Source organism: Pseudomonas sp. FBCC-B1667, from assembly GCF_059133255.1.
The window spans coordinates 1,923,888-1,943,994 of record NZ_CP101437.1 but is presented as its reverse complement, the minus strand read 5'-3'; the positions used below and the strand labels follow the sequence as shown (position 1 = coordinate 1,943,994).

21 protein-coding genes are annotated in these 20,107 nt (G+C 60.0%); all 21 read right to left on the bottom strand.

All coding sequences use genetic code 11. From position 1 onward, the window contains the following. Window positions 1–15 precede the first annotated feature (15 nt). A complete protein-coding gene (locus NL116_RS08625) occupies window positions 16–804 on the bottom strand; it encodes a ParA family protein (RefSeq protein WP_494376814.1) in 789 nt (262 codons plus the stop codon). Window positions 805–847: 43 nt separating this feature from the next. Beyond that, window positions 848–1,738, bottom strand: coding sequence for a flagellar motor protein MotD (motD, locus tag NL116_RS08620; protein ID WP_494376813.1), 891 nt, complete (start codon window positions 1,736–1,738; stop codon window positions 848–850). Between the two features lie 15 nt (window positions 1,739–1,753). Next, window positions 1,754–2,494, bottom strand: a complete 741-nt coding sequence (locus tag NL116_RS08615) for a flagellar motor protein (protein ID WP_027922374.1) — start codon at window positions 2,492–2,494, stop codon at window positions 1,754–1,756. Then, a complete protein-coding gene (locus NL116_RS08610; RefSeq protein ID WP_494376812.1) occupies window positions 2,494–3,633 on the bottom strand; it encodes a protein-glutamate methylesterase/protein-glutamine glutaminase in 1,140 nt (379 codons plus the stop codon). The genes NL116_RS08615 and NL116_RS08610 overlap by 1 nt, the downstream gene beginning before the upstream one ends. A 49-nt stretch (window positions 3,634–3,682) precedes the next feature. Then, window positions 3,683–5,926, bottom strand: coding sequence for a chemotaxis protein CheA (locus NL116_RS08605; RefSeq protein WP_494376811.1), 2,244 nt, complete (start codon window positions 5,924–5,926; stop codon window positions 3,683–3,685). Window positions 5,927–5,980: 54 nt separating this feature from the next. Then, window positions 5,981–6,769, bottom strand: a complete 789-nt coding sequence (locus NL116_RS08600; RefSeq protein ID WP_494376810.1) for a protein phosphatase CheZ — start codon at window positions 6,767–6,769, stop codon at window positions 5,981–5,983. A 22-nt stretch (window positions 6,770–6,791) separates the two neighbouring features. After that, window positions 6,792–7,163 (bottom strand): chemotaxis response regulator CheY, encoded by a 372-nt coding sequence (locus tag NL116_RS08595; protein ID WP_003183998.1) that lies wholly within the window; start codon window positions 7,161–7,163, stop codon window positions 6,792–6,794. Between the two features lie 167 nt (window positions 7,164–7,330). Further along, window positions 7,331–8,071 carry an RNA polymerase sigma factor FliA gene (gene fliA / locus NL116_RS08590; protein WP_007894214.1) on the bottom strand — a complete coding sequence of 247 codons (741 nt, stop codon included), beginning with the start codon at window positions 8,069–8,071 and terminating at the stop codon, window positions 7,331–7,333. Continuing rightward, window positions 8,068–8,898 carry a flagellar synthesis regulator FleN gene (gene fleN, locus NL116_RS08585; RefSeq protein WP_003222917.1) on the bottom strand — a complete coding sequence of 277 codons (831 nt, stop codon included), beginning with the start codon at window positions 8,896–8,898 and terminating at the stop codon, window positions 8,068–8,070. Before fleN ends, fliA begins: the two co-directional genes overlap by 4 nt. A 116-nt stretch (window positions 8,899–9,014) precedes the next feature. Next, window positions 9,015–10,349 (bottom strand): flagellar biosynthesis GTPase FlhF, encoded by a 1,335-nt coding sequence (gene flhF / locus NL116_RS08580; protein WP_494376809.1) that lies wholly within the window; start codon window positions 10,347–10,349, stop codon window positions 9,015–9,017. Window positions 10,350–10,360: 11 nt separating this feature from the next. Next, a complete protein-coding gene (flhA, locus tag NL116_RS08575) occupies window positions 10,361–12,490 on the bottom strand; it encodes a flagellar biosynthesis protein FlhA (RefSeq protein ID WP_494376808.1) in 2,130 nt (709 codons plus the stop codon). A gap of 134 nt (window positions 12,491–12,624) precedes the next feature. Then, window positions 12,625–13,764, bottom strand: a complete 1,140-nt coding sequence (gene flhB, locus NL116_RS08570) for a flagellar biosynthesis protein FlhB (protein ID WP_494376807.1) — start codon at window positions 13,762–13,764, stop codon at window positions 12,625–12,627. A gap of 3 nt (window positions 13,765–13,767) precedes the next feature. Further along, window positions 13,768–14,553: a flagellar biosynthetic protein FliR gene (gene fliR, locus NL116_RS08565; protein ID WP_494376806.1), complete on the bottom strand. Its 786-nt coding sequence runs from the start codon at window positions 14,551–14,553 to the stop codon at window positions 13,768–13,770. Between the two features lie 3 nt (window positions 14,554–14,556). Further along, complete coding sequence (gene fliQ / locus NL116_RS08560; RefSeq protein WP_494376805.1) at window positions 14,557–14,826, bottom strand: flagellar biosynthesis protein FliQ; 270 nt, start codon at window positions 14,824–14,826, stop codon at window positions 14,557–14,559. After that, window positions 14,823–15,581: a flagellar type III secretion system pore protein FliP gene (fliP, locus tag NL116_RS08555; protein ID WP_494376804.1), complete on the bottom strand. Its 759-nt coding sequence runs from the start codon at window positions 15,579–15,581 to the stop codon at window positions 14,823–14,825. Before fliP ends, fliQ begins: the two co-directional genes overlap by 4 nt. Next, window positions 15,581–16,027, bottom strand: a complete 447-nt coding sequence (gene fliO, locus NL116_RS08550; protein ID WP_494376803.1) for a flagellar biosynthetic protein FliO — start codon at window positions 16,025–16,027, stop codon at window positions 15,581–15,583. Before fliO ends, fliP begins: the two co-directional genes overlap by 1 nt. Then, on the bottom strand, window positions 16,028–16,486 hold the full coding sequence (gene fliN / locus NL116_RS08545) for a flagellar motor switch protein FliN (RefSeq protein ID WP_027922364.1): 459 nt from the start codon (window positions 16,484–16,486) through the stop codon (window positions 16,028–16,030). 67 nt (window positions 16,487–16,553) lie between these two features. Continuing rightward, the gene (gene fliM / locus NL116_RS08540; protein ID WP_027922363.1) at window positions 16,554–17,522 is read right to left on the bottom strand and encodes a flagellar motor switch protein FliM; all 969 of its coding nucleotides are present in this window, start codon (window positions 17,520–17,522) and stop codon (window positions 16,554–16,556) included. Between the two features lie 9 nt (window positions 17,523–17,531). Next, on the bottom strand, window positions 17,532–18,029 hold the full coding sequence (fliL, locus tag NL116_RS08535) for a flagellar basal body-associated protein FliL (protein ID WP_494376802.1): 498 nt from the start codon (window positions 18,027–18,029) through the stop codon (window positions 17,532–17,534). 220 nt (window positions 18,030–18,249) lie between these two features. Next, window positions 18,250–19,629 (bottom strand): flagellar hook-length control protein FliK, encoded by a 1,380-nt coding sequence (locus NL116_RS08530; RefSeq protein ID WP_494376801.1) that lies wholly within the window; start codon window positions 19,627–19,629, stop codon window positions 18,250–18,252. A gap of 105 nt (window positions 19,630–19,734) precedes the next feature. Then, entirely contained in the window at window positions 19,735–20,082 is a 348-nt protein-coding gene (locus NL116_RS08525) for an Hpt domain-containing protein (RefSeq protein WP_494376800.1), read from the bottom strand. Window positions 20,083–20,107: the final 25 nt, after the last annotated feature.

The window sequence follows — 20,107 nt, the reverse complement described above, 5'->3', positions numbered from 1 at the left end:
CAAGGAAGGTTCATCTCACGCCACCTGCGCAACGGATTGCTGCGCCAGCAACTGCTTGAGCAGTGCGCGGTACGCCAGAACACCACGGCTCTTGCCGTCGAACTGCGAAGGCGTGAGCCCGGCCCGGCTTGCGTCACGCAGACGCGTGTCGACCGGGATGTAACCTTGCCAGATTTCTTCCGGGTACAGGTCGCGCAGCACGCGCAGGGTTCCGAGGGACGCCTGGGTGCGGCGGTCGAACAAGGTCGGGATGATGGTGAACGGCAGCGCCTGTTTGCGTGAGCGGTTGATCATCGCCAGGGTGTTGACCATGCGCTCCAGGCCTTTGACGGCGAGGTGCTCGGTCTGCACCGGGATCACCAACTGCTGGCTCGCCGCCAACGCATTGACCATCAGCACGCCGAGCAACGGCGGGCTGTCGATCACGGCGTAATCGAAGTCCTGCCACAACTGCGCCAGGCTCTTGGCAATCACCAGGCCCAAACCACTCTGACCCGGCGACTGACGCTCAAGCGTGGCCAGTGCGGTGCTGGAGGGCAACAGGGAAATGCTTTCGTGGCTGGTGGGCAACAGCAACTGACCGGGCAAGCCTTGCGGCACGCTGCCCTTGTGCAGGAACAAGTCGTAGCTGCTGTGCTCGAGGCTGTCGGGGTCGTAACCAAAGTAGCTGGTCATGGAGCCATGCGGATCGAGATCGACCACGACCACGCGCTTGCCCGCCTCGGCCAGTAAACCGGCTAAAGCGATAGAGGAAGTGGTTTTACCAACACCACCCTTTTGATTGGCAACTGCCCAGACTCTCATTCGAAGGGTTCCGCCCGGCCGACAGGGTCGACCGAGAAATAGCTCAACGTGTTAATACGGGTGACGGAGAATTGACGGCGCTCTCTCGTACCGGCGACTTGACCGGGGTCGGTGCAGTTTGTGTGCCAGCACGCTTCAATGCGGCGTCCGGTTGTGCATGAGCGGTACCGGTGCCAGTCAGGCTGCGGCGGACATCGAGGTTGCGCGACACCACAAGCACCACACGACGGTTGCGTGCGCGGCCTTCAGCGGTGGCGTTGTTGGCCACCGGCTGGAATTCGCCGTAGCCCACCGACGCCATACGGGCCGGGTTCACGCCCTGCATCGCCAGAATGCGCACAATGCTCGCCGAACGTGCCGAGGAGAGCTCCCAGTTGGTCGGGTACTGCGCGGTACGAATCGGTTGATCGTCGGTAAAGCCTTCGACGTGAACGGGGTTGTCGAACGGCTTCAGAATCCCGGCGACCTTGTCGATGATGTTGAACGCGTTGTCGCTGGGCATGGCATCGCCGCTGCCAAACAACAGGCTGGAGTTGAGTTCGATCTCGACCCACAACTCGTTGCCACGCACGGTCATCTGGTTGGATTGGATCAGGTCACCAAACGCCGCACTGATGTCATCGGCGATGCTTTTCAGCGGATCGTTGGAGCCGGCAACACCGGCATCGACCTGTTCGCTGTCTTTCACCAACGGCTTGGCCGGTGTCACAGTCATCGGCCGCTCTTCACCGACTGGAATCGGCTTGAGCGAGCGATCGGCGTCGGTGAAGACCCCGATCAATGCCTGCGAAATGACTTTGTACTTGCCTTCGTTGATCGAAGAGATCGAGTACATGACGACGAAAAACGCAAACAGCAAGGTGATGAAGTCGGCGTAGGAAACGAGCCAGCGTTCATGATTTACATGTTCTTCAGGTTGCCGGCGACGAGCCATAGTCCATTACTCCTATCAATCCATGAAGCCCTGAAGCTTCAACTCAATAGAGCGAGGGTTTTCACCTTCGGCGATCGACAGGATCCCTTCCAGCAACATTTCGCGATACCGCGATTGGCGCAAGGCCACGGACTTGAGTTTGGAGGCAATCGGCAGCAACACCAGGTTGGCACTGGCCACGCCGTAGATCGTAGCGACGAAGGCCACGGCAATGCCGCTGCCCAGTTGGGTCGGATCGGCCAGGTTGCCCATGACATGGATCAGGCCCATCACCGCGCCGATAATCCCGATGGTCGGCGCGTAGCCACCCATGCTTTCGAAGACTTTGGCGGCCTCGATGTCGCGGCTTTCCTGGGTGTAGAAATCCACTTCCAGAATGCTGCGAATCGCTTCCGGTTCGGCACCGTCAACCAGCAGTTGCAGGCCTTTGCGCGAGTAGCTGTCAGGTTCGGCATCGGCCACCCCTTCCAGACCGAGCAAACCTTCCTTGCGAGCCGTCAGGCTCCAGTTCACCACGCGATCAATGCCACCGGCCAGGTCAACGCGCGGCGGAAACAGAATCCAGCCAAGAATTTGCATGGCACGCTTGAACGCACTCATCGGCGATTGCAGCAAGGCTGCGCCGATGGTCCCGCCCAATACGATCAGGGCTGCCGGGCCGTTGGCCAGCGCACCGAGGTGGCCGCCTTCAAGGTAGTTGCCGCCAATGATGGCGACGAACGCCATGATGATGCCAATCAGGCTTAAAACATCCATCAGATACACGCCTCGACCAGGTGCTTGCCAATATCTTCCAACCCGTAGATCGCATCGGCGAGATCGGCTTTGACGATGGCCATCGGCATGCCGTAGATCACGCAACTGGCTTCATCCTGAGCCCAGATCGCGCTGCCACTTTGCTTGAGCAGGCGAGCCCCTTCACGACCGTCAGCACCCATGCCGGTCAACACGACCGCCAGAACTTTGTCGCCGTAGGACTTGGCGGCCGAACCGAAGGTGATGTCCACGCTGGGTTTGTAATTCAGACGCTCGTCGCCCGGCAGGATTTTCACCGCGCCACGGCCATCGATCATCATTTGCTTGCCACCCGGTGCCAGCAACGCCAGGCCAGGACGCAGGATGTCGCCATCCTCGGCTTCCTTGACGCTGATGCGGCAGAGCTTGTCCAGACGTTCGGCAAAGGCCTTGGTGAACGCCGCCGGCATGTGCTGGATCAACACCAGCGGAGCCGGGAAGTTCGCCGGCAACTGGGTCAGGACCCGTTGCAGCGCGACCGGGCCGCCCGTGGACGTGCCGATGGCCACCAGTTTGTAGGCCTTGCGTTTCGGTGCAGGCGACGATGGGCCGGACGACACAGGCCCATGGGTGCGCGCCGGGATCGGAGCAGGCGCTGGACGCGACGGTGTGTGGCTGGCGTAACTGCTGGTGCTCGAAGGCGCAGGCGTCGGGGCTGGCGCGGCGACCGGAGCCGGTGCGCTGTAAGTGTTGGCGCGACGGTTACTGCGCGAAATGCTCAGGATCTTTTCGCACAGCAGTTGCTTGACCTTCTCCGGGTTACGGGAAATGTCTTCGAAATTCTTCGGCAGGAAATCCACGGCGCCGGCGTCCAGCGCATCAAGGGTCACCCGGGCGCCTTCGTGCGTCAGCGAGGAGAACATCAACACCGGCGTCGGGCAGCGCTGCATGATGTGCCGAACGGCGGTGATGCCGTCCATCATGGGCATTTCGTAGTCCATCGTGATCACGTCCGGCTTGAGGGCCAGAGCCTGATCGATCGCCTCTTTTCCGTTAGTCGCCGTTCCGACGACCTGGATATTCGAATCCGCTGAAAGAATTTCCGAGACGCGGCGGCGGAAAAACCCCGAATCGTCCACCACCAGGACTTTGACTGCCATAAACACTCCGTTAGACGGAGCGAGGCTCAGTCGCCCCGCCCCACCAGAATCAAATACGCCGCGTGGCGTAACGCTTGAGCATGCTCGGAACATCGAGAATCAGCGCAATGCGGCCATCACCGGTGATGGTGGCGCCCGACATGCCCGGGGTTCCCTGGAGCATTTTGCCCAATGGCTTGATGACCACTTCTTCCTGGCCGACCAACTGATCGACGACAAAGCCGATCCGCTGAGTACCCACCGAAAGGATCACCACATGGCCTTCACGCTGCTCTTCGTGAGCGGCGGAGCTGACCAGCCAGCGCTTGAGGTAAAACAGTGGCAGTGCCTTGTCGCGCACGATCACCACTTCCTGGCCGTCCACCACGTTGGTGGTCGACAGGTCGAGGTGGAAGATCTCGTTGACGTTCACCAGCGGGAACGCAAACGCCTGGTTGCCTAGCATGACCATCAGCGTCGGCATGATCGCCAGGGTCAACGGAACCTTGATGACGATCTTCGAGCCCTGGCCCTTGGTCGAGTAGATGTTGATCGAACCGTTGAGCTGGGAAATCTTGGTTTTCACCACGTCCATGCCCACGCCACGACCCGACACATCGGAAATCTCGGTCTTGGTCGAGAACCCTGGTGCGAAAATCAGGTTGTAGCACTCGGTGTCGCTCAAGCGATCCGCCGCGTCCTTGTCCATCACACCGCGTTTTACCGCGATGGAACGCAGGACGTGCGGGTCCATGCCTTTGCCGTCATCGGAGATCGACAGCAGGATGTGGTCGCCTTCCTGTTCCGCCGCAAGGACCACTCGACCGCCACGGGACTTGCCCGAGGCTTCGCGTTCTTCCGGCGACTCGATGCCGTGGTCGACCGCGTTGCGCACCAAGTGGACCAGCGGATCGGCCAGGGCCTCGACGAGGTTCTTGTCGAGGTCGGTTTCTTCGCCGACCAGTTCCAGGTTGATCTCTTTCTTGAGCTGGCGAGCCAGGTCGCGAACCAGGCGCGGGAAGCGCCCGAAAACTTTCTTGATCGGTTGCATCCGGGTCTTCATGACCGCGGTTTGCAGGTCAGCCGTGACCACGTCGAGGTTCGACACGGCCTTGGACATGGCCTCGTCGGCACTGTTGGCACCCAGGCGAACCAGGCGGTTACGCACCAGTACCAATTCGCCGACCATGTTCATGATTTCGTCGAGACGCGCGGTATCGACCCGCACGGTGGTCTCGGCTTCGCTCGCTGGCTTTTCCGGTGGCGGCGCGGCCGGAGCACGGGCCGGGGCCGGTGCGGCCGCGGCAGCCGGTTTCGGTGCCTCGGCTTTCGGTTCTGGCGCCTTGGCCACAGGTGCCGCTGCCTTGGCGACGGGCGCCGCGGCAGTAACGACAGAGCCTGTCGCCACGTCGGTGAACTTGCCTTTACCGTGCAATTCGTCGAGCAGCGATTCGAACTCGTGATCGGAGATCAGATCCCCGCCCACCGCGGCAGCGGTTGGCGCAGGCGAAGCCGGTACCGAAGCAATGGCCGACTCCAGCGCATCCACCGCAAAATTGCCTTTGCCGTGCAACTGGTCGAGCAGTGCTTCAAATTCGTCGTCGGTGATGTCAGAGCTGTCGCCTGCCGCTATCGGCGCAGCCGGTGCGGCGGGCGCAGGCGCCACGGCATCGACGGCGAACTGGCCTTTGCCGTGCAATTGATCGAGCAACGACTCGAACTCGGCATCGGTGATTTCGTCGCTGGCAGCGGCATCGCTGGCAGGCTTAGGTGCAGCTGCAACCACTGGCGCCTCGGCCTGAGCCTTGACGGCGTTCAGCGAGTCCAGCAGTTGTTCGAATTCGTTATCGGTGATGTCACCCGATTCGCTTTCGACGGCAGGTGCTTCAGCCACGTGAGCAACCGGCGCAGCTTCGTCTGCCGTTTGCGGCTCGGCCAAACGGGCCAGGGCCTCCAGCAATTGCGGGGTCGCCGCCGTAACCGGGCTGCGCTCGCGGACTTCGCCGAACATGCTGTTCACCGCGTCCAGCGCTTCGAGGACCACGTCCATCAGTTCCGAGTCAACGCGACGCTCACCCTTGCGCAGGATGTCGAACACGTTCTCGGCGATGTGGCAGCACTCCACCAGTTCGTTGAGCTGGAGGAAGCCGGCGCCCCCTTTTACAGTGTGAAAACCGCGAAAAATTGCATTGAGCAAGTCCGCGTCATCCGGTCGGCTTTCCAGCTCGACCAGTTGTTCGGACAGTTGCTCTAGAATCTCGCCGGCCTCAACCAGGAAATCCTGAAGGATCTCTTCATCGGCGCCGAAGCTCATTAAGGGGGTGCTCCTACAGGTCTAAAAACCTAAAAAACCTAGAATGCTAAAACTCTAAAATCCCAGGCTGGATAGCAAATCGTCCACATCGTCCTGACCGGACACAACGTCTTCTCTTTTATCGGCATGGATCTGCGGACCTTCACCCTGAGAGAGATGTTTTTGTGGATCTTTTTCGGCGAGCATCGATTCACGGTCATGTTCGATACCCGCAAAGCGGTCTACCTGGCTGGCCATGAGGACGAGCTTGAGCAAATTGCTTTCAACTTCGGTGACCAATTGGGTCACGCGCTTGATCACCTGACCGGTGAGGTCCTGGTAATCCTGAGCCAGCAGGATGTCGTTGAGGTTGCTCGACACCGTGCGGTTGTCCTGCGTGCTGCGTGTCAGGAAACCGTCGACGCGGCGGGCCAACTCACGGAACTCTTCAGCCCCGACTTCGCGGCGCATGAACCGGCTCCAGTCCGTGCTCAAGGCCTGGGCTTCTTCGCTCAAGCTGTTGACCAGCGGCGTGGCGCTTTCTACCAGGTCCATGGTGCGGTTGGCCGCAGCCTCGGTCAGCTTGACCACATACCCCAGGCGCTCGGTGGCGTCCGTGATCTGCGACACTTCCTCGGCTTGCGGCATGTTCGGGTCAATCTGGAAATTGACGATCGCGCTGTGCAGCTCGCGAGTGAGCTTGCCCACTTCTTGATACAGGCCACGGTCACGGGTCTGATTGAGCTCATGGATCAGTTGCACAGCCTCGCCGAACCTGCCTTTTTCAAGGCTGGCGACCAGTTCGACGGCATGTTTTTTCAGGGTCGATTCAAAATCGCCCTGTGAAGATTCTTTATGCTCCATAGCTCCCCCGTGGCGCAGTGGATCAACCGATGCGTTCGAAAATCTTCTCGATTTTTTCTTTCAACGCCTGGGCCGTGAAGGGTTTGACCACATAGCCGTTGACGCCGGCCTGGGCCGCTTCGATGATCTGCTCGCGCTTGGCTTCAGCAGTCACCATCAGCACTGGCAGGTGCTTGAGCTTTTCATCGGCGCGGACGTGGCGCAGCAGATCGATACCGGTCATGCCAGGCATGTTCCAGTCCGTGACCAGAAAATCGATGCTCCCGCTGTTGAGAACCGGAATGGCAGTAGTGCCATCGTCGGCCTCGACCGTGTTGGTGAACCCAAGGTCACGCAACAGGTTTTTTATGATTCGCCGCATCGTTGAGAAGTCATCAACGATGAGGATTTTCATGTTCTTGTCCAATTCGACCTCCAAGCAGTCTTAAACGCGCCCAGCACCTGGACGCGCCATTTCAATCAATTCGGCAATTCACTCGATGACTGTCTGGAGCACAACAGATCGCGACCGGTGCCGTTCAAATCCGCACCAGCCCCGTTCGCAGTGTCCCCACACTGCCTTCAGCGCGCTCGCCACTCCCCCAAACGCCCCCGCAAACGGGCCGCGCACTGGCTGTGTAACTGGCTGACCCGCGATTCGCTGACCCCCAGGACCTCACCGATTTCCTTGAGATTCAACTCTTCGTCGTAGTACAGCGCCAACACCAGTCGCTCGCGCTCCGGCAAATTGGCAATCGCGTCCGCCAGCGCCGCCTGGAAGCGTTCATCTTCCAGATCGCGTGACGGTTCGAGATGAGCACTCGCGCCATCCTCGTGCAGCCCTTCGTGTTCGCCGTCCTGCAACAGATCGTCGAAACTGAATAAGCGGCTGCCCAGGGTGTCGTTCAAAATCCCGTAATAATCGTCGAGGCTCAATTGGAGTTCGGCCGCAACCTCGTGATCTTTAGCGTCACGGCCGGTTTTAGCTTCAATAGAGCGAATTGCGTCGCTGACCATACGGGTATTTCGGTGAACCGAGCGTGGCGCCCAGTCCCCCTTGCGTACTTCATCAAGCATGGCGCCGCGGATTCGTATGCCCGCGTACGTCTCGAAACTGGCGCCTTTGCTGGCGTCGTATTTGGTCGACACTTCAAGCAGGCCGATCATCCCGGCCTGGATCAGGTCTTCAACCTGGACACTGGCCGGCAGACGGGCCAGCAAGTGGTAAGCAATGCGTTTGACCAGTGGCGCGTAACGCTCGATCAGCTCGTACTGCGCGTCACGTGCCGACTTCTTGTAGAGGTTGTAGCCACTGGCTGTCATAGGACGGGTCCTGCGGTCTGTTGCACAAGGCGCTCGACGAAAAATTCAAGGTGCCCGCGCGGGTTGGCAGGCAGCGGCCAGGTATCAACTTTCTGCGCGATAGCCTTGAACGCCAGGGCGCACTTGGAACGCGGGAAGGCTTCATACACGGCACGTTGTTTCTGCACAGCCTTGCGCACGCTTTCGTCGTAAGGCACCGCGCCGACGTATTGCAAGGCAACGTCGAGAAAGCGGTCGGTGACCTTGGTCAACTTGGCGAACAGGTTGCGACCTTCTTGCGGGCTCTGGGCCATGTTGGCCAGGACGCGGAAGCGGTTCATGCCGTAATCGCGGTTAAGCAGTTTGATCAGTGCGTAGGCGTCGGTGATGGAGGTCGGCTCGTCGCAGACCACCAGCAAGACTTCCTGCGCTGCCCGAACAAAACTGACTACCGAGTCACCTATGCCCGCAGCGGTGTCGATCACCAATACGTCGAGGTTGTCGCCGATGTCGCTGAACGCCTGGATCAGGCCGGCATGCTGAGCCGGGCTCAAGTGAACCATGCTCTGTGTGCCGGACGCGGCCGGAACGATTCGAATACCGCCCGGGCCCTGCAACAGAACGTCGCGCAGCTCGCAGCGGCCTTCGATGACGTCGGCCAGTGTACGTTTGGGTGTCAGCCCCAGCAGGACGTCGACGTTCGCCAGACCCAGGTCAGCGTCCAACAGCATGACGCGACGGCCGAGCTCGGCCAGGGCCAGTGACAAATTCACTGACACGTTAGTCTTGCCGACGCCACCTTTGCCGCCGGTCACCGCGATCACCTGTACGGGATGCATGCTGCCCATGTTATTTCTTTACCTTGTCTTGCATAGACGGAGGCCACATTACTGGCTGCGCGTTCAGCAACTGAACAATGCATGGCAGACCATCGATGTAGGTACAAAAACTTTTCATTAATACCTCAGCCAACCTGCTTGGTCGGGCTGTGGTAAATATCAGCGAACATGTCAGCCATGGCTTCTTCGCTGGGTTCTTCCTGCATTTGCACGCTGACGGCGCGACTGACCAGCTGATGACGACGCGGCAGATGCAAATCATCCGGGATCCGCGGGCCATCGGTCAGGTACGCCACCGGCAATTCATGACTGATCGCCAGGCTCAGCACTTCGCCCAGACTTGCCGTTTCATCCAGTTTAGTCAGGATGCAGCCAGCGAGCCCGCAGCGTTTGTAACTGTGATAAGCGGCTGTTAGAACCTGTTTCTGGCTGGTGGTTGCGAGCACCAGGTAATTTTTTGATTTGATGCCACGTCCGGCCAGGCTTTCGAGCTGCATGCGCAGGGCTGGATCGCTGGCCTGAAGGCCTGCGGTATCGATCAGCACCACGCGTTTGCGCAGCAGTGGTTCCAGCGCCTGAACCAGTGATTGGCCCGGATCGACGTGGGTCACCGACACATTAAGGATACGGCCCAGGGTCTTGAGTTGCTCCTGGGCGCCAATGCGAAAGCTGTCCATGCTCACCAGCGCAATGTTCTGCGCGCCGTACTTGAGCACGTAACGGGCCGCGAGCTTGGCCAAGGTGGTGGTCTTGCCCATGCCGGCGGGACCGACCATGGCAATCACGCCGCCCTCTTCCAGTGGCTCGACTTCCGGTGTGGCAATCATCCGCGCCAGGTGCGCCAGCAACATGCGCCAGGCCTGACGGGGCTCATCGATATCACCGATCATTGCCAGCAGATCGCGTGACAACGGGCCGGACAGGCCGATACGTTGCAGGCGACGCCACAGATTGGCCTGGGCCGGACGGCTGCCTTGCAGCTGATTCCAGGCCAGCGAACCGAGCTGTACTTCCATCAGTTCGCGCAGGCTGTTGAGCTCGAAACGCATCGAGTCGAATGCACGTGGGTCAACGCCGCCAGCGGCCGGTGCCGGGGCAGGCGCCGAGCGACGCGGTTCGGCGTAGGTCGGTTCGATCAGTGGTTCTGCAGCGGTGAGTGGCAGGCCGGCGAACAACTGGCGATTGGTGGTCTTGTCGCCTTCGGTCTCGCCATCGCCGCGCAGGCTCAATTCGGCCTGGGCAGTGACGATGCGCGTCTGGGTCTTGCGCAGCTCATCCTCGAGTTCCATGTTCGGAACACGCGGGGCCAGCGCCGACAATTTGTAATCCAGCGCAGCTGTCAGCTCGACACCACCGGCGATCCGGCGATTGCCAATAATGGCGGCATCGGCGCCCAGCTCATCACGAACCAGTTTCATGGCCTGACGCATATCGGCGGCGAAAAAACGCTTAACTTGCATAAACCACTACCTCAGCCGTTGGGCCCTACTGTCGCAACGATGGTCACTTGCTTGTTGTCAGGGATTTCCTGATAAGCCAACACATGCAAACCCGGGACTGCCAGTCGGCCAAATCGCGACAACATGGCGCGAACCGGGCCGGCCACCAGCAGAATCACCGGTTGACCTTGCATTTCCTGACGCTGCGCCGCATCGATCAACGAGCGCTGCAGCTTCTCTGCCATGCTTGGCTCCAACAGAACGCCCTCTTCCGAGCCTTGTCCTGCCTTCTGAAGACTATTGAGCAATATTTGTTCCAACCTTGGCTCCAGGGTGATCACTGGTAGCTCGGAGTCAGTGCCTACAATGCTTTGGACGATTGCGCGGGACACGCCGACCCGCACAGCGGCCACCAAAGCGGCAGTATCTTGACTCTTGGCGGCGTTGTTGGCGATCGCCTCGGCGATGCTGCGAATATCCCGCACGGGCACTTGTTCGGCCAGCAGCGCCTGCAACACTTTGAGCAACTGCGACAGCGAAACCACGCCGGGTACCAATTCCTCAGCCAGCTTAGGCGAGCTTTTGGCCAGCAATTGCATGAGTTGCTGGACTTCTTCGTGACCGATCAGTTCGCTGGAGTGCTTGTACAGAATCTGGTTCAAGTGGGTGGCCACAACCGTACTGGCATCGACCACGGTGTATCCGAGTGATTGCGCCTGAGCGCGCTGGCTGATTTCGATCCAGACCGCCTCCAGCCCAAAAGCCGGATCTTTGGCGGTTATGCCATTAAGTGTGCCGTAGACCTGCCCGGGGTTGATCGCCAGCTCGCGATCCGGGTAGATCTCGGCTTCAGCCAGAATCACACCCATCAGTGTGAGGCGATACGCACTCGGTGCCAGGTCGAGGTTGTCACGGATATGCACCGTCGGCATCAGGAAGCCCAGGTCCTGGGACAGCTTCTTGCGCACGCCCTTGATCCGCGCCAGCAGTTGTCCCCCCTGATTGCGGTCCACCAACGGGATCAGGCGATAGCCGACTTCCAGGCCAATCATGTCAATTGGGGTGACGTCATCCCAGCCAAGTTCCTTGGTCTCCATGGCGCGAGCCGGCGAAGGCAGCAGTTCCTGCTGACGCTTGACCTCTTGCAGGGCCTGGACCTTGACCACGTTCTGCTTCTTCCAGAACAGGTACGCACCGCCAGCCGCCAGGGCTGCCATGCTCAGGAAAGAAAAGTGCGGCATGCCGGGCACCAGCCCCATCACCGCCATCAGACCTGCCGCCACAGCCAACGCTTTAGGCGAGGCAAACATCTGGCGATTGATCTGCTTGCCCATGTCTTCCGAGCCGGAAGCGCGGGTCACCATGATCGCCGCCGCGGTCGACAATAGCAGTGATGGCAATTGCGCCACCAAACCGTCACCGATGGTCAGCAAGGCATACACGCGTCCGGCGTCGCCGAAGCTCATGCCGTGCTGGAAGATACCGACCGCCATGCCGCCGATCAGGTTGATGAACAGAATCAACAGGCCGGCGATGGCGTCACCGCGCACGAATTTGCTGGCACCGTCCATGGAACCGTAGAACTCGGCTTCCTGGGCGACTTCCATCCGGCGCAGTTTGGCCTGGTTCTGGTCGATCAGGCCGGCGTTCAAATCGGCATCGATTGCCATTTGCTTGCCGGGCATTGCATCGAGGGTGAAGCGCGCGCTCACCTCGGAAATCCGCCCGGCACCCTTGGTCACCACGACGAAGTTGATAATCATCAAAATCGCGAAAACCACGATACCGACCACGTAGTTACCGCCGATCACCACCTCACCGAAGGCCTGGATCACCTTACCGGCGGCGGCGTGGCCGTCCTGACCGTGGAGCATCACCACCCGCGTGGAGGCCACGTTCAGCGCCAGTCGCAGCAACGTCGCGACCAGCAGAATGGTCGGGAACACCGCGAAATCCAGCGGCCGCAAGGCGTAGACGCAGACCAGCAGCACGACGATCGACAGCGCAATGTTGAACGTGAAGAACACGTCCAGCAGGAACGGCGGCACCGGCAGCATCATCATCGCCAGCATGACCAGCAGCAACAACGGCACGCCCAGATTGCCCCGACTTAAGTCGGCAACGTTTGTGCGAGCACTGTTGAATAACTGAGAGCGATCCACGGTTTTCCCCGTTCCTTTAAAGCAAACTTTTGACGCCTGAAGCTGGCGCAAAGCGGCTATTGCAAGAAGCCTTCCAACTTTTGCAGAGGAGCTAAACAGAGGGATTGATTGGCGTTTTTTGCTACAGCGGTGGGTCAGGAATCGCGGCGCAGATCCGGTGGAATCGGCAGGTCATCCTTGAGCGGCTCAGGCGGCTTGCCTTTGCCCGCGCGGTGCTGGCGGATCTGGTAGACGTAGGCCAATACCTGGGCGACAGCCAGGTACAGGCCACCGGGGATTTCCTGCTCCAGCTCGGTGGAGTAATAGATCGAACGCGCCAGGGCGGGCGATTCGAGCAGCAGCACATTGTTGGCCACGGCGATTTCGCGGATTTTCAAGGCCAGGAAGTCGCTGCCCTTCGCCAGGAGCACCGGCGCGCTGCCTTTGTCCGGGTCGTACTTGAGGGCGACGGCGTAGTGCGTCGGGTTGGTAATAACCACGTCAGCCTCGGGAATGGCCGCCATCATCCGCCGCTGCGACATCTCGCGCTGCAATTGGCGAATGCGTTGCTTGACCTCCGGCCGCCCTTCCTGATCCTTGTGCTCGTCGCGCACTTCCTGCTTGGTCATCAGCAGTTTCTTGTGGCTTTCCCACAGCTGCACCGGCACGTCGACGGCGGCGATGATGATCAGCCCGCAGGCCATCCACAAGGTGCTCCAGCCCACCACCTGCAGGCTGTGAATAACCGCCATTTCCAACGGCTCGTGCGCGATGCGCATCAAGTCGTCGATATCGGAAGACAACACCGCCAACGCCACGAACAGCACGATCAGGAATTTTGCCAGCGCCTTGAGCAGTTCGACGAGCGACTTGGGTGAGAACATCCGCTTCAGTCCGGCCGCAGGGTTCATGCGGCTGAATTTCGGCGCCATTGAGCCCGCCGCGAATAACCAGCCACCGAGGGAGATCGGACCGATCAATGCAGCTAACAGCAAGGTGATCATCACCGGCTGAATCGCCACCAGCGCAATCTGCCCCGAATGTAGGAGGAAGATACCCATGTTGCGCTGATCCAGAATCACCTCCCGCGACAGCGTGAAGTTCATCCGCATCAATTCCATCATTTCCTGCGCCAGGGCACCGCCGAAAATCAGCAGGGCGCCGGCGCCGGCGAGCATGATCGCGAGCGTGTTGAGCTCCTTGGATCGCGCAATCTCACCCTTTTCCCGGGAGTCCTTTTTGCGCTTGTCCGTGGGGTCTTCTGTTTTGTCCTGACCGCTTTCGCTCTCAGCCATGACTCAGCGCGCCCGTGCCAGTTCGCGTAAAAACTGCAAGGCCTCGGTGGCCAGCGGTTGATACTGATTGATGATGTCCGCCAACCCGACCCAGACGATAAACAACCCGAGCACCAGAGTCAGGGGGAAGCCGATAGAGAAAATGTTCAGTTGCGGCGAGGCGCGGGTCATTACGCCAAATGCGATGTTGACCACCAACAGCGCCGTGATCGCCGGCAACACCAGTAACAACGCGGCCCCCAGGACCCAACCGAGCTTGCCGGCCAGTTCCCAGAAATGATTGACCAACAACCCGCTGCCAACCGGCATGGTGGTGAAGCTTTCAGTCAGGACTTCAAACACCACCAGATGGCCATTCATCGACAGGAACAGCAGCGTCACCAGCATGGTGAAAAACTGTCCGATCACCGCCACCGAAACGCCGTTGGTGGGGTCGACCATCGACGCGAAGCCCATGCCCATCTGAATCGAGACGATTTGCCCGGCGACCACGAAAGCCTGAAAGAACAGCTGCAAGGCAAAACCCAGAATCGCGCCAATCAGGATCTGCTCGGCAATCAGCAGCAGCCCGCTCAAGTCCAGCGCACTGACCGGCGGCATCGGCGGCAGCCCAGGCGCAATCACCACGGTGATCGCCAATGCGAAGTAAAGGCGCACGCGCTTGGGCACCAGCGTTGTACCGAACACCGGCATGACCATCAACAACGAGCCGATGCGGAACAGCGGCAACATGAACGTCGCCACCCAGGTACTGATCTGGGTGTCGGTCAGCTGCAACAGCGACGGCATGGTCTAGCCAATGACCAGAGGAATACTGCCGTACAACTGCAGGATGTACTCCATGAACGTCTGCACCAGCCATGGGCCGGCAACGATCAGTGTGACCAACATCACCAGCAAACGCGGCAGGAAGCTCAGCGTCTGTTCGTTGATCTGCGTGGCCGCCTGAAACATCGACACCAACAGGCCGACCAGCAGGCTTGGAATCACCAGAATGGCGACCATCATGGTGGTCAGCCATAGCGCTTCGCGAAAAATGTCTACTGCGACTTCCGGCGTCATGGCGACACACCGCCGAAGCTGCTTGCCAAGGTGCCGATGATCAATGCCCAGCCATCCACCAGCACGAACAGCATGATTTTGAACGGCAGGGAAATGATCAGCGGTGAGAGCATCATCATGCCCATCGCCATCAACACACTGGCCACGACCAGGTCGATGATCAGGAACGGAATGAAGATCATGAAGCCGATCTGGAACGCGGTTTTGAGCTCCGACGTGACAAACGCCGGCACCAGAATGGTCAGCGGCGCCTGATCCGGCGACGCGATGTCGGTGCGCTTGGACAGGCGCATGAACAATTCAAGATCGCTGCTGCGCGTCTGCGCCAGCATGAAGTCCTTGATTGGCACCTGGGCCTTGGCGACGGCATCCTGAGCGGTGAGTTTTTCCGCCAGATACGGCTGCAAGGCGTCTTGATTCACCCGATCAAATACGGGCGCCATGATGAACAGCGTCAGAAACAGCGCCATGCCCGTGAGGATCTGGTTGGACGGGGTCTGCTGCAGGCCCAGGGCCTGACGCAGGATCGAGAAGACGATGATGATCCGCGTGAAGCTGGTCATCAGCATGACGAACGCCGGGATGAAACTCAGCGCGGTCATGATCAGCAGGATTTGCAGGCTGACCGAGTATTCCTGAGCGCCATTGGCGTTGGTGCCCAGCGTGATCGCCGGGATCGACAACGGATCGGCGGCGAACGCCAGCGGCGCAGCCAGCATCAGGGCCAGCGTCAAGACGAGGCGTAACGCACCCATTACTTCTTATCCTTCTGATCCTTGCCGAGCATCTCCAATAGACGCTGGGCAAACTCCGGGGTCGCTTTTTCAGTCACATCCGGCACTTGCACCGGCTCCTTGAGCACATGCAGCGCGGTGATGGTGCCAGGGCTGAGGCCGAGCAGGATCTGTTCGTTGCCGACCTGCACCAGCATCAGACGATCGCGAGGGCCTAGTGCACGGGAGCCGATCAGCTCGATCACCTGCCCTTTGCCGGCCGGCCCGGCCTGCTGGACCCGGCGCAACAGCCAGGCGAGGAAGAAAATCAACCCCAGCACCAGCAGCAAGCCGAACACCAACTGCGTCAATTGCCCCGCCACACCACTGCTGACCGCCGGCGCGGCCGCCGTCGTAGCGGTCGCTACCGTCTCGGCAGCCAGCGCACTGATCGGCATCGCCAGTACACACCCCAGAACCTTTTTCACTTAGCGCAGCTTCTTGATGCGTTCGCTTGGGCTGATCACGTCCGTCAGGCGGATGCCGAACTTCTCGTTGACCACGACCACTTCACCGTGAGCAATCAGCGTGCCGTTGACCAGCACGTCCAGCGGCTCACCGGCCAGACGATCGAGCTCGATCACCGACCCCTGGTTGAGTTGCAGCAGGTTGCGGATATTGATGTCAGTGCTGCCCACTTCCATGGAAATCGACACTGGGATATCAAGGATCACGTCCAGGTTCGGACCTTCCAGGCTGACCGGATCATTGTTTTTCGCCACGCTGCCGAACTCTTCCATCGGCAGACGGTTGGACGACGAGCCAGCGGTATCGGCAGCCAGCAAGGCGTCGATATCGTCCTGACCGGCGTCACCGGTTTCTTCCAGGGCCGCAGCCCATTCATCAGCCAGCGCCTGGTCGTCCTGCGCGTTCATATCGTCGTTCATCATTTGTCCTCGGCGGGCAAAAATTCGGTTAGTAGCAGTCTGTTAAAAAAGGAGGTTTGAGCGCCGGTCAGCGGCGCTCGATCGGCTCGATCACCTGCAACGCGAGGTTGCCTTTGTGCGAGCCCATCTTGACCTTGAACGCAGGCACGCCATTGGCGCGCATGATCATTTCTTCCGGCATCTCGACCGGGATAATGTCCCCCGGCTGCATGTGCAGGATGTCGCGCAAGCGCAACTGGCGACGGGCAACCGTGGCACCGATCGGCACATCGACATCCAGCACGTCCTGACGCAGGGCGTTGACCCAGCGCTCGTCCTGATCGTCGAGGTCCGACTGGAAACCTGCGTCGAGCATTTCGCGCACCGGCTCGATCATCGAGTACGGCATGGTCACGTGCAGGTCACCACCACCGCCATCGAGTTCGATGTGGAAGGTCGACACCACCACCGCTTCGCTTGGGCCGACGATGTTGGCCATGGCCGGGTTCACTTCCGAGTTGATGTACTCGAAGTTCACTTCCATGATCGCCTGCCAGGCTTCCTTCAAATCGACGAAGGCCTGCTCCAGCACCATGCGCACCACGCGCAGTTCGGTCGGGGTAAATTCACGCCCTTCGATCTTGGCGTGACGGCCATCGCCGCCGAAGAAGTTGTCCACCAGCTTGAACACCAGCTTGGCGTCGAGGATGAACAGCGCGGTGCCGCGCAAGGGCTTGATCTTGACCAGATTGAGGCTGGTCGGAACGTACAGCGAGTGCACGTATTCGCCGAACTTCATCACCTGCACACCACCGACGGCAACGTCCGCCGAGCGGCGCAACATGTTGAACATGCTGATACGGGTGTAGCGGGCGAAACGCTCGTTGATCATTTCCAGGGTCGGCATGCGTCCGCGGACGATGCGATCCTGGCTGGTCAGATCGTAGCTTTTGACGCTGCCGGGTTCAGCAACGTTATCGGTCTGTACCAGACCATCGTCGACGCCATGCAACAGCGCATCGATCTCATCCTGGGACAGCAGGTCCTGCACGGCCATGTCGTGTTCCTACTGCAGTACGAAATTAGTGAAAAGCAACTGTTCGATAACCACTTTGCCGAGTTCTTTCTGCGCCACTTCCTGCACGCTGGCCGTGGCCTTCTGACGCAACATTTCCTGGCCAACCGGCGTCGCCAGGGTGGTGAAATCCTGTCCGGAGAACAGCATGACCAGGTTATTGCGGATCACCGGCATGTGCACTTTGAGCGCTTCCAGATCGGCCTGATTACGGCCCTGCATGGTGATGCTCACCTGCATGTAGCGCTGACGACCATTCTGGTTGTAGTTGGCCACGAAGGCCGGCGCCATGGGTTCGAAAATCGCGGGCTGCTTGCCGACCACGACGGTTTCCACCGCAGCCGGTTTGCTCTGGGCGCTGTGCATGAAGAACCAGGTCGCCCCCACGGACATGCCGATCGCCAGCAGCAAGGCCACCACGATCAAAACAATCAGCTTGATCTTGCCTTTGGTTGCGGGGTCTTTTACTACTGCTTCGCTCTTCGCCATGCCAATAATCCGTCACTATTCGGGTTTTCACAGTCGCACGGCAAGGCAAGAGCAAGTGTTATGCCAGAAGTGTCGGGAGGGTGCCGGGCGGGGATGTCAGGGACACCACAAACAAATGTGGGAGCGAGCCTGCTCGCGAAGGTGGCTTCACATCCAACAGCGTTGTTGGCTGATACACCGCTTTCGCGAGCAGGCTCGCTCCCACAGGTTTTGCGTTTTATCAGGCGTAGTAGTCGACGGCGCTGGAGCCAATCACGCTGGTGGCGGCTTGGGCCACTTCAGCCACGGTCGGTGCAAGCTCTTCATCCATTGAGTCGACACGACCACCCGCGGCGTTGGTGCGACCACCCTGCCCCTGTTGCGCCTGCTCCTGGCCCTGCCCTTGCCAGCCACGCGACTGATCGGACACGTTGACGTCGACCTGCCCCATACCCTGCTGCGTGAACATGTCACGCAGGCGATGCATCTGGCTGTCCAGTGCTTCGCGTACGCTTGGATGGGCGCTCATGAAGGTGACCTGGGTCTGCTGGTCCGGAACCATGTTCACCCGGATATCCAGACGCCCCAGTTCGGCAGGCTGCAACTGAATGTCGGCTGCTTTGAGGTTGGCGCTGGAGAGGTACATGACCCGGTTGACCACTTCTTCAGTCCAGCCACTCTGGTGCATGGCGATGGGCTGATTCACAGGCAATGCATTGGCTGTTTTCGGCGTAGCCGCTTGAGTCAACGCCGCCAGACGGTTGGCAAAATCATCGACGCGGGTATCGCTGCTGGCGGATTTCAAGTCTTTCAGGCCGTCATCGATCAGGCCGCTGAACGCTTTCTCGCCACCCTGACTGGTGCTGTCCTTGTCGGTTTGCAGGTCGAGCATGCTCGCCATGCCGGCGGCAAAGTTCTGCGCCGAGGTCAGTTCGCCGTCAGCCTGAGCCTGGGGCGGGGCCGGCGATACTTTGGGCTGGGACTGGCTGGACGCAGAAACATGACCACTTTGTTCCATGGCCAGACGCACCGCTGGCAGGGCATCGAGTGGATCGGCTTCAGGATCGAAATCACTGTCGGCGGTTGCCGCGACGGGTGCAGCCACCGCTTGCGCAGGCGCGGCAACGGGCGTCGCGACTTGCGGTTGCGCGGCAACGACAACCGGAGCGGCCGGCTCGACGGGCACCGTGATCACCGGCTGCACAGCCGCCATCAAGGCCGGATCAAGGGACGGATCGAGATTCGGATCGACAGGCGCCGCGTCGACTACCGGCGTCTCAGTGGTATCCGGCGCGACATCGCTGGCAACCGCCTCCTCGGTCTGCGCCGGTTTATCGGCGGGCAAGGAATTGCCGCTATCGGCAACCGCGGGTTCCGGGGCGGCAGCCTTGTCGCTGCTGACGTCTTTTCTTGCAGTGCCTTGCGCTGCATTGTCAGACGCCGGTTTGACCGGTTTATTATCGACCACGACAGGCTTGTCCTGAGCCTGATCGGCGTAGACCTCAGCGAAGCTGGACGCCTTGTCCCCTGGCTCGGCAGCCACCGCCGGGGTATTGGCGGACGCGGCCAGCGTCTTGGCCGCTGTGCTGGCCTGAAGAAGTGAATTGGGGGTAACGGGCATAAAACGGTCTCCGCTGCACTGGGATCGTAGGTACAGTTGAACGAGATGACTGCAAGGGTCGAGCCAGGTTTGTCCACCCAGCGCTAAAAGCGCCGGGAGGTCAGATTATCCGGCGAGACAGCGCTGCTTTTCCGCTTCATAAAGCGGTCGGACGATGGCGAATTCGCCGTCGATTTCTCCCACCAGCTTCTCAATGCCTGCGGGGCATTTTTGCTTGGCGCGCTGTTCCAGCTCATGGCAGAGCTCGGCCAGGCGAACGGCGCCCATATTGCTGCTGCTGCCCTTGAAACTGTGAGCGGCACTCATGAGTTGCGCGGCATCATCAGCGTTTCGCAAGACGCGCAAACGCTCCTCGGAGTCGGCGATGAAAGTATCCAACAGCTCCGGATACCCCTCCTCCATGACTTCCTGCAACGCATTCAGTAAATCGCGGTCCAGATGTGTGTCAGCCACTTGCTCACTCCTTGATCAAGAATGG

Bases quoted from the DNA above. Each gene is read 5' to 3' on its own strand.
- NL116_RS08625 (WP_494376814.1), bottom strand. From the start codon at position 804: ATGAGAGTCTGGGCAGTTGCCAATCAAAAGGGTGGTGTTGGTAAAACC.
- motD (WP_494376813.1), bottom strand. From the start codon at position 1,738: ATGGCTCGTCGCCGGCAACCTGAAGAACATGTAAATCATGAACGCTGG.
- NL116_RS08615 (WP_027922374.1), bottom strand. From the start codon at position 2,494: ATGGATGTTTTAAGCCTGATTGGCATCATCATGGCGTTCGTCGCCATC.
- NL116_RS08610 (WP_494376812.1), bottom strand. From the start codon at position 3,633: ATGGCAGTCAAAGTCCTGGTGGTGGACGATTCGGGGTTTTTCCGCCGC.
- NL116_RS08605 (WP_494376811.1), bottom strand. From the start codon at position 5,926: ATGAGCTTCGGCGCCGATGAAGAGATCCTTCAGGATTTCCTGGTTGAG.
- NL116_RS08600 (WP_494376810.1), bottom strand. From the start codon at position 6,769: ATGGAGCATAAAGAATCTTCACAGGGCGATTTTGAATCGACCCTGAAA.
- NL116_RS08595 (WP_003183998.1), bottom strand. From the start codon at position 7,163: ATGAAAATCCTCATCGTTGATGACTTCTCAACGATGCGGCGAATCATA.
- fliA (WP_007894214.1), bottom strand. From the start codon at position 8,071: ATGACAGCCAGTGGCTACAACCTCTACAAGAAGTCGGCACGTGACGCG.
- fleN (WP_003222917.1), bottom strand. From the start codon at position 8,898: ATGGGCAGCATGCATCCCGTACAGGTGATCGCGGTGACCGGCGGCAAA.
- flhF (WP_494376809.1), bottom strand. From the start codon at position 10,349: ATGCAAGTTAAGCGTTTTTTCGCCGCCGATATGCGTCAGGCCATGAAA.
- flhB (WP_494376807.1), bottom strand. From the start codon at position 13,764: ATGGCTGAGAGCGAAAGCGGTCAGGACAAAACAGAAGACCCCACGGAC.
- fliR (WP_494376806.1), bottom strand. From the start codon at position 14,553: ATGCCGTCGCTGTTGCAGCTGACCGACACCCAGATCAGTACCTGGGTG.
- fliQ (WP_494376805.1), bottom strand. From the start codon at position 14,826: ATGACGCCGGAAGTCGCAGTAGACATTTTTCGCGAAGCGCTATGGCTG.
- fliP (WP_494376804.1), bottom strand. From the start codon at position 15,581: ATGGGTGCGTTACGCCTCGTCTTGACGCTGGCCCTGATGCTGGCTGCG.
- fliN (WP_027922364.1), bottom strand. From the start codon at position 16,486: ATGAACGACGATATGAACGCGCAGGACGACCAGGCGCTGGCTGATGAA.
- fliM (WP_027922363.1), bottom strand. From the start codon at position 17,522: ATGGCCGTGCAGGACCTGCTGTCCCAGGATGAGATCGATGCGCTGTTG.
- fliL (WP_494376802.1), bottom strand. From the start codon at position 18,029: ATGGCGAAGAGCGAAGCAGTAGTAAAAGACCCCGCAACCAAAGGCAAG.
- NL116_RS08530 (WP_494376801.1), bottom strand. From the start codon at position 19,629: ATGCCCGTTACCCCCAATTCACTTCTTCAGGCCAGCACAGCGGCCAAG.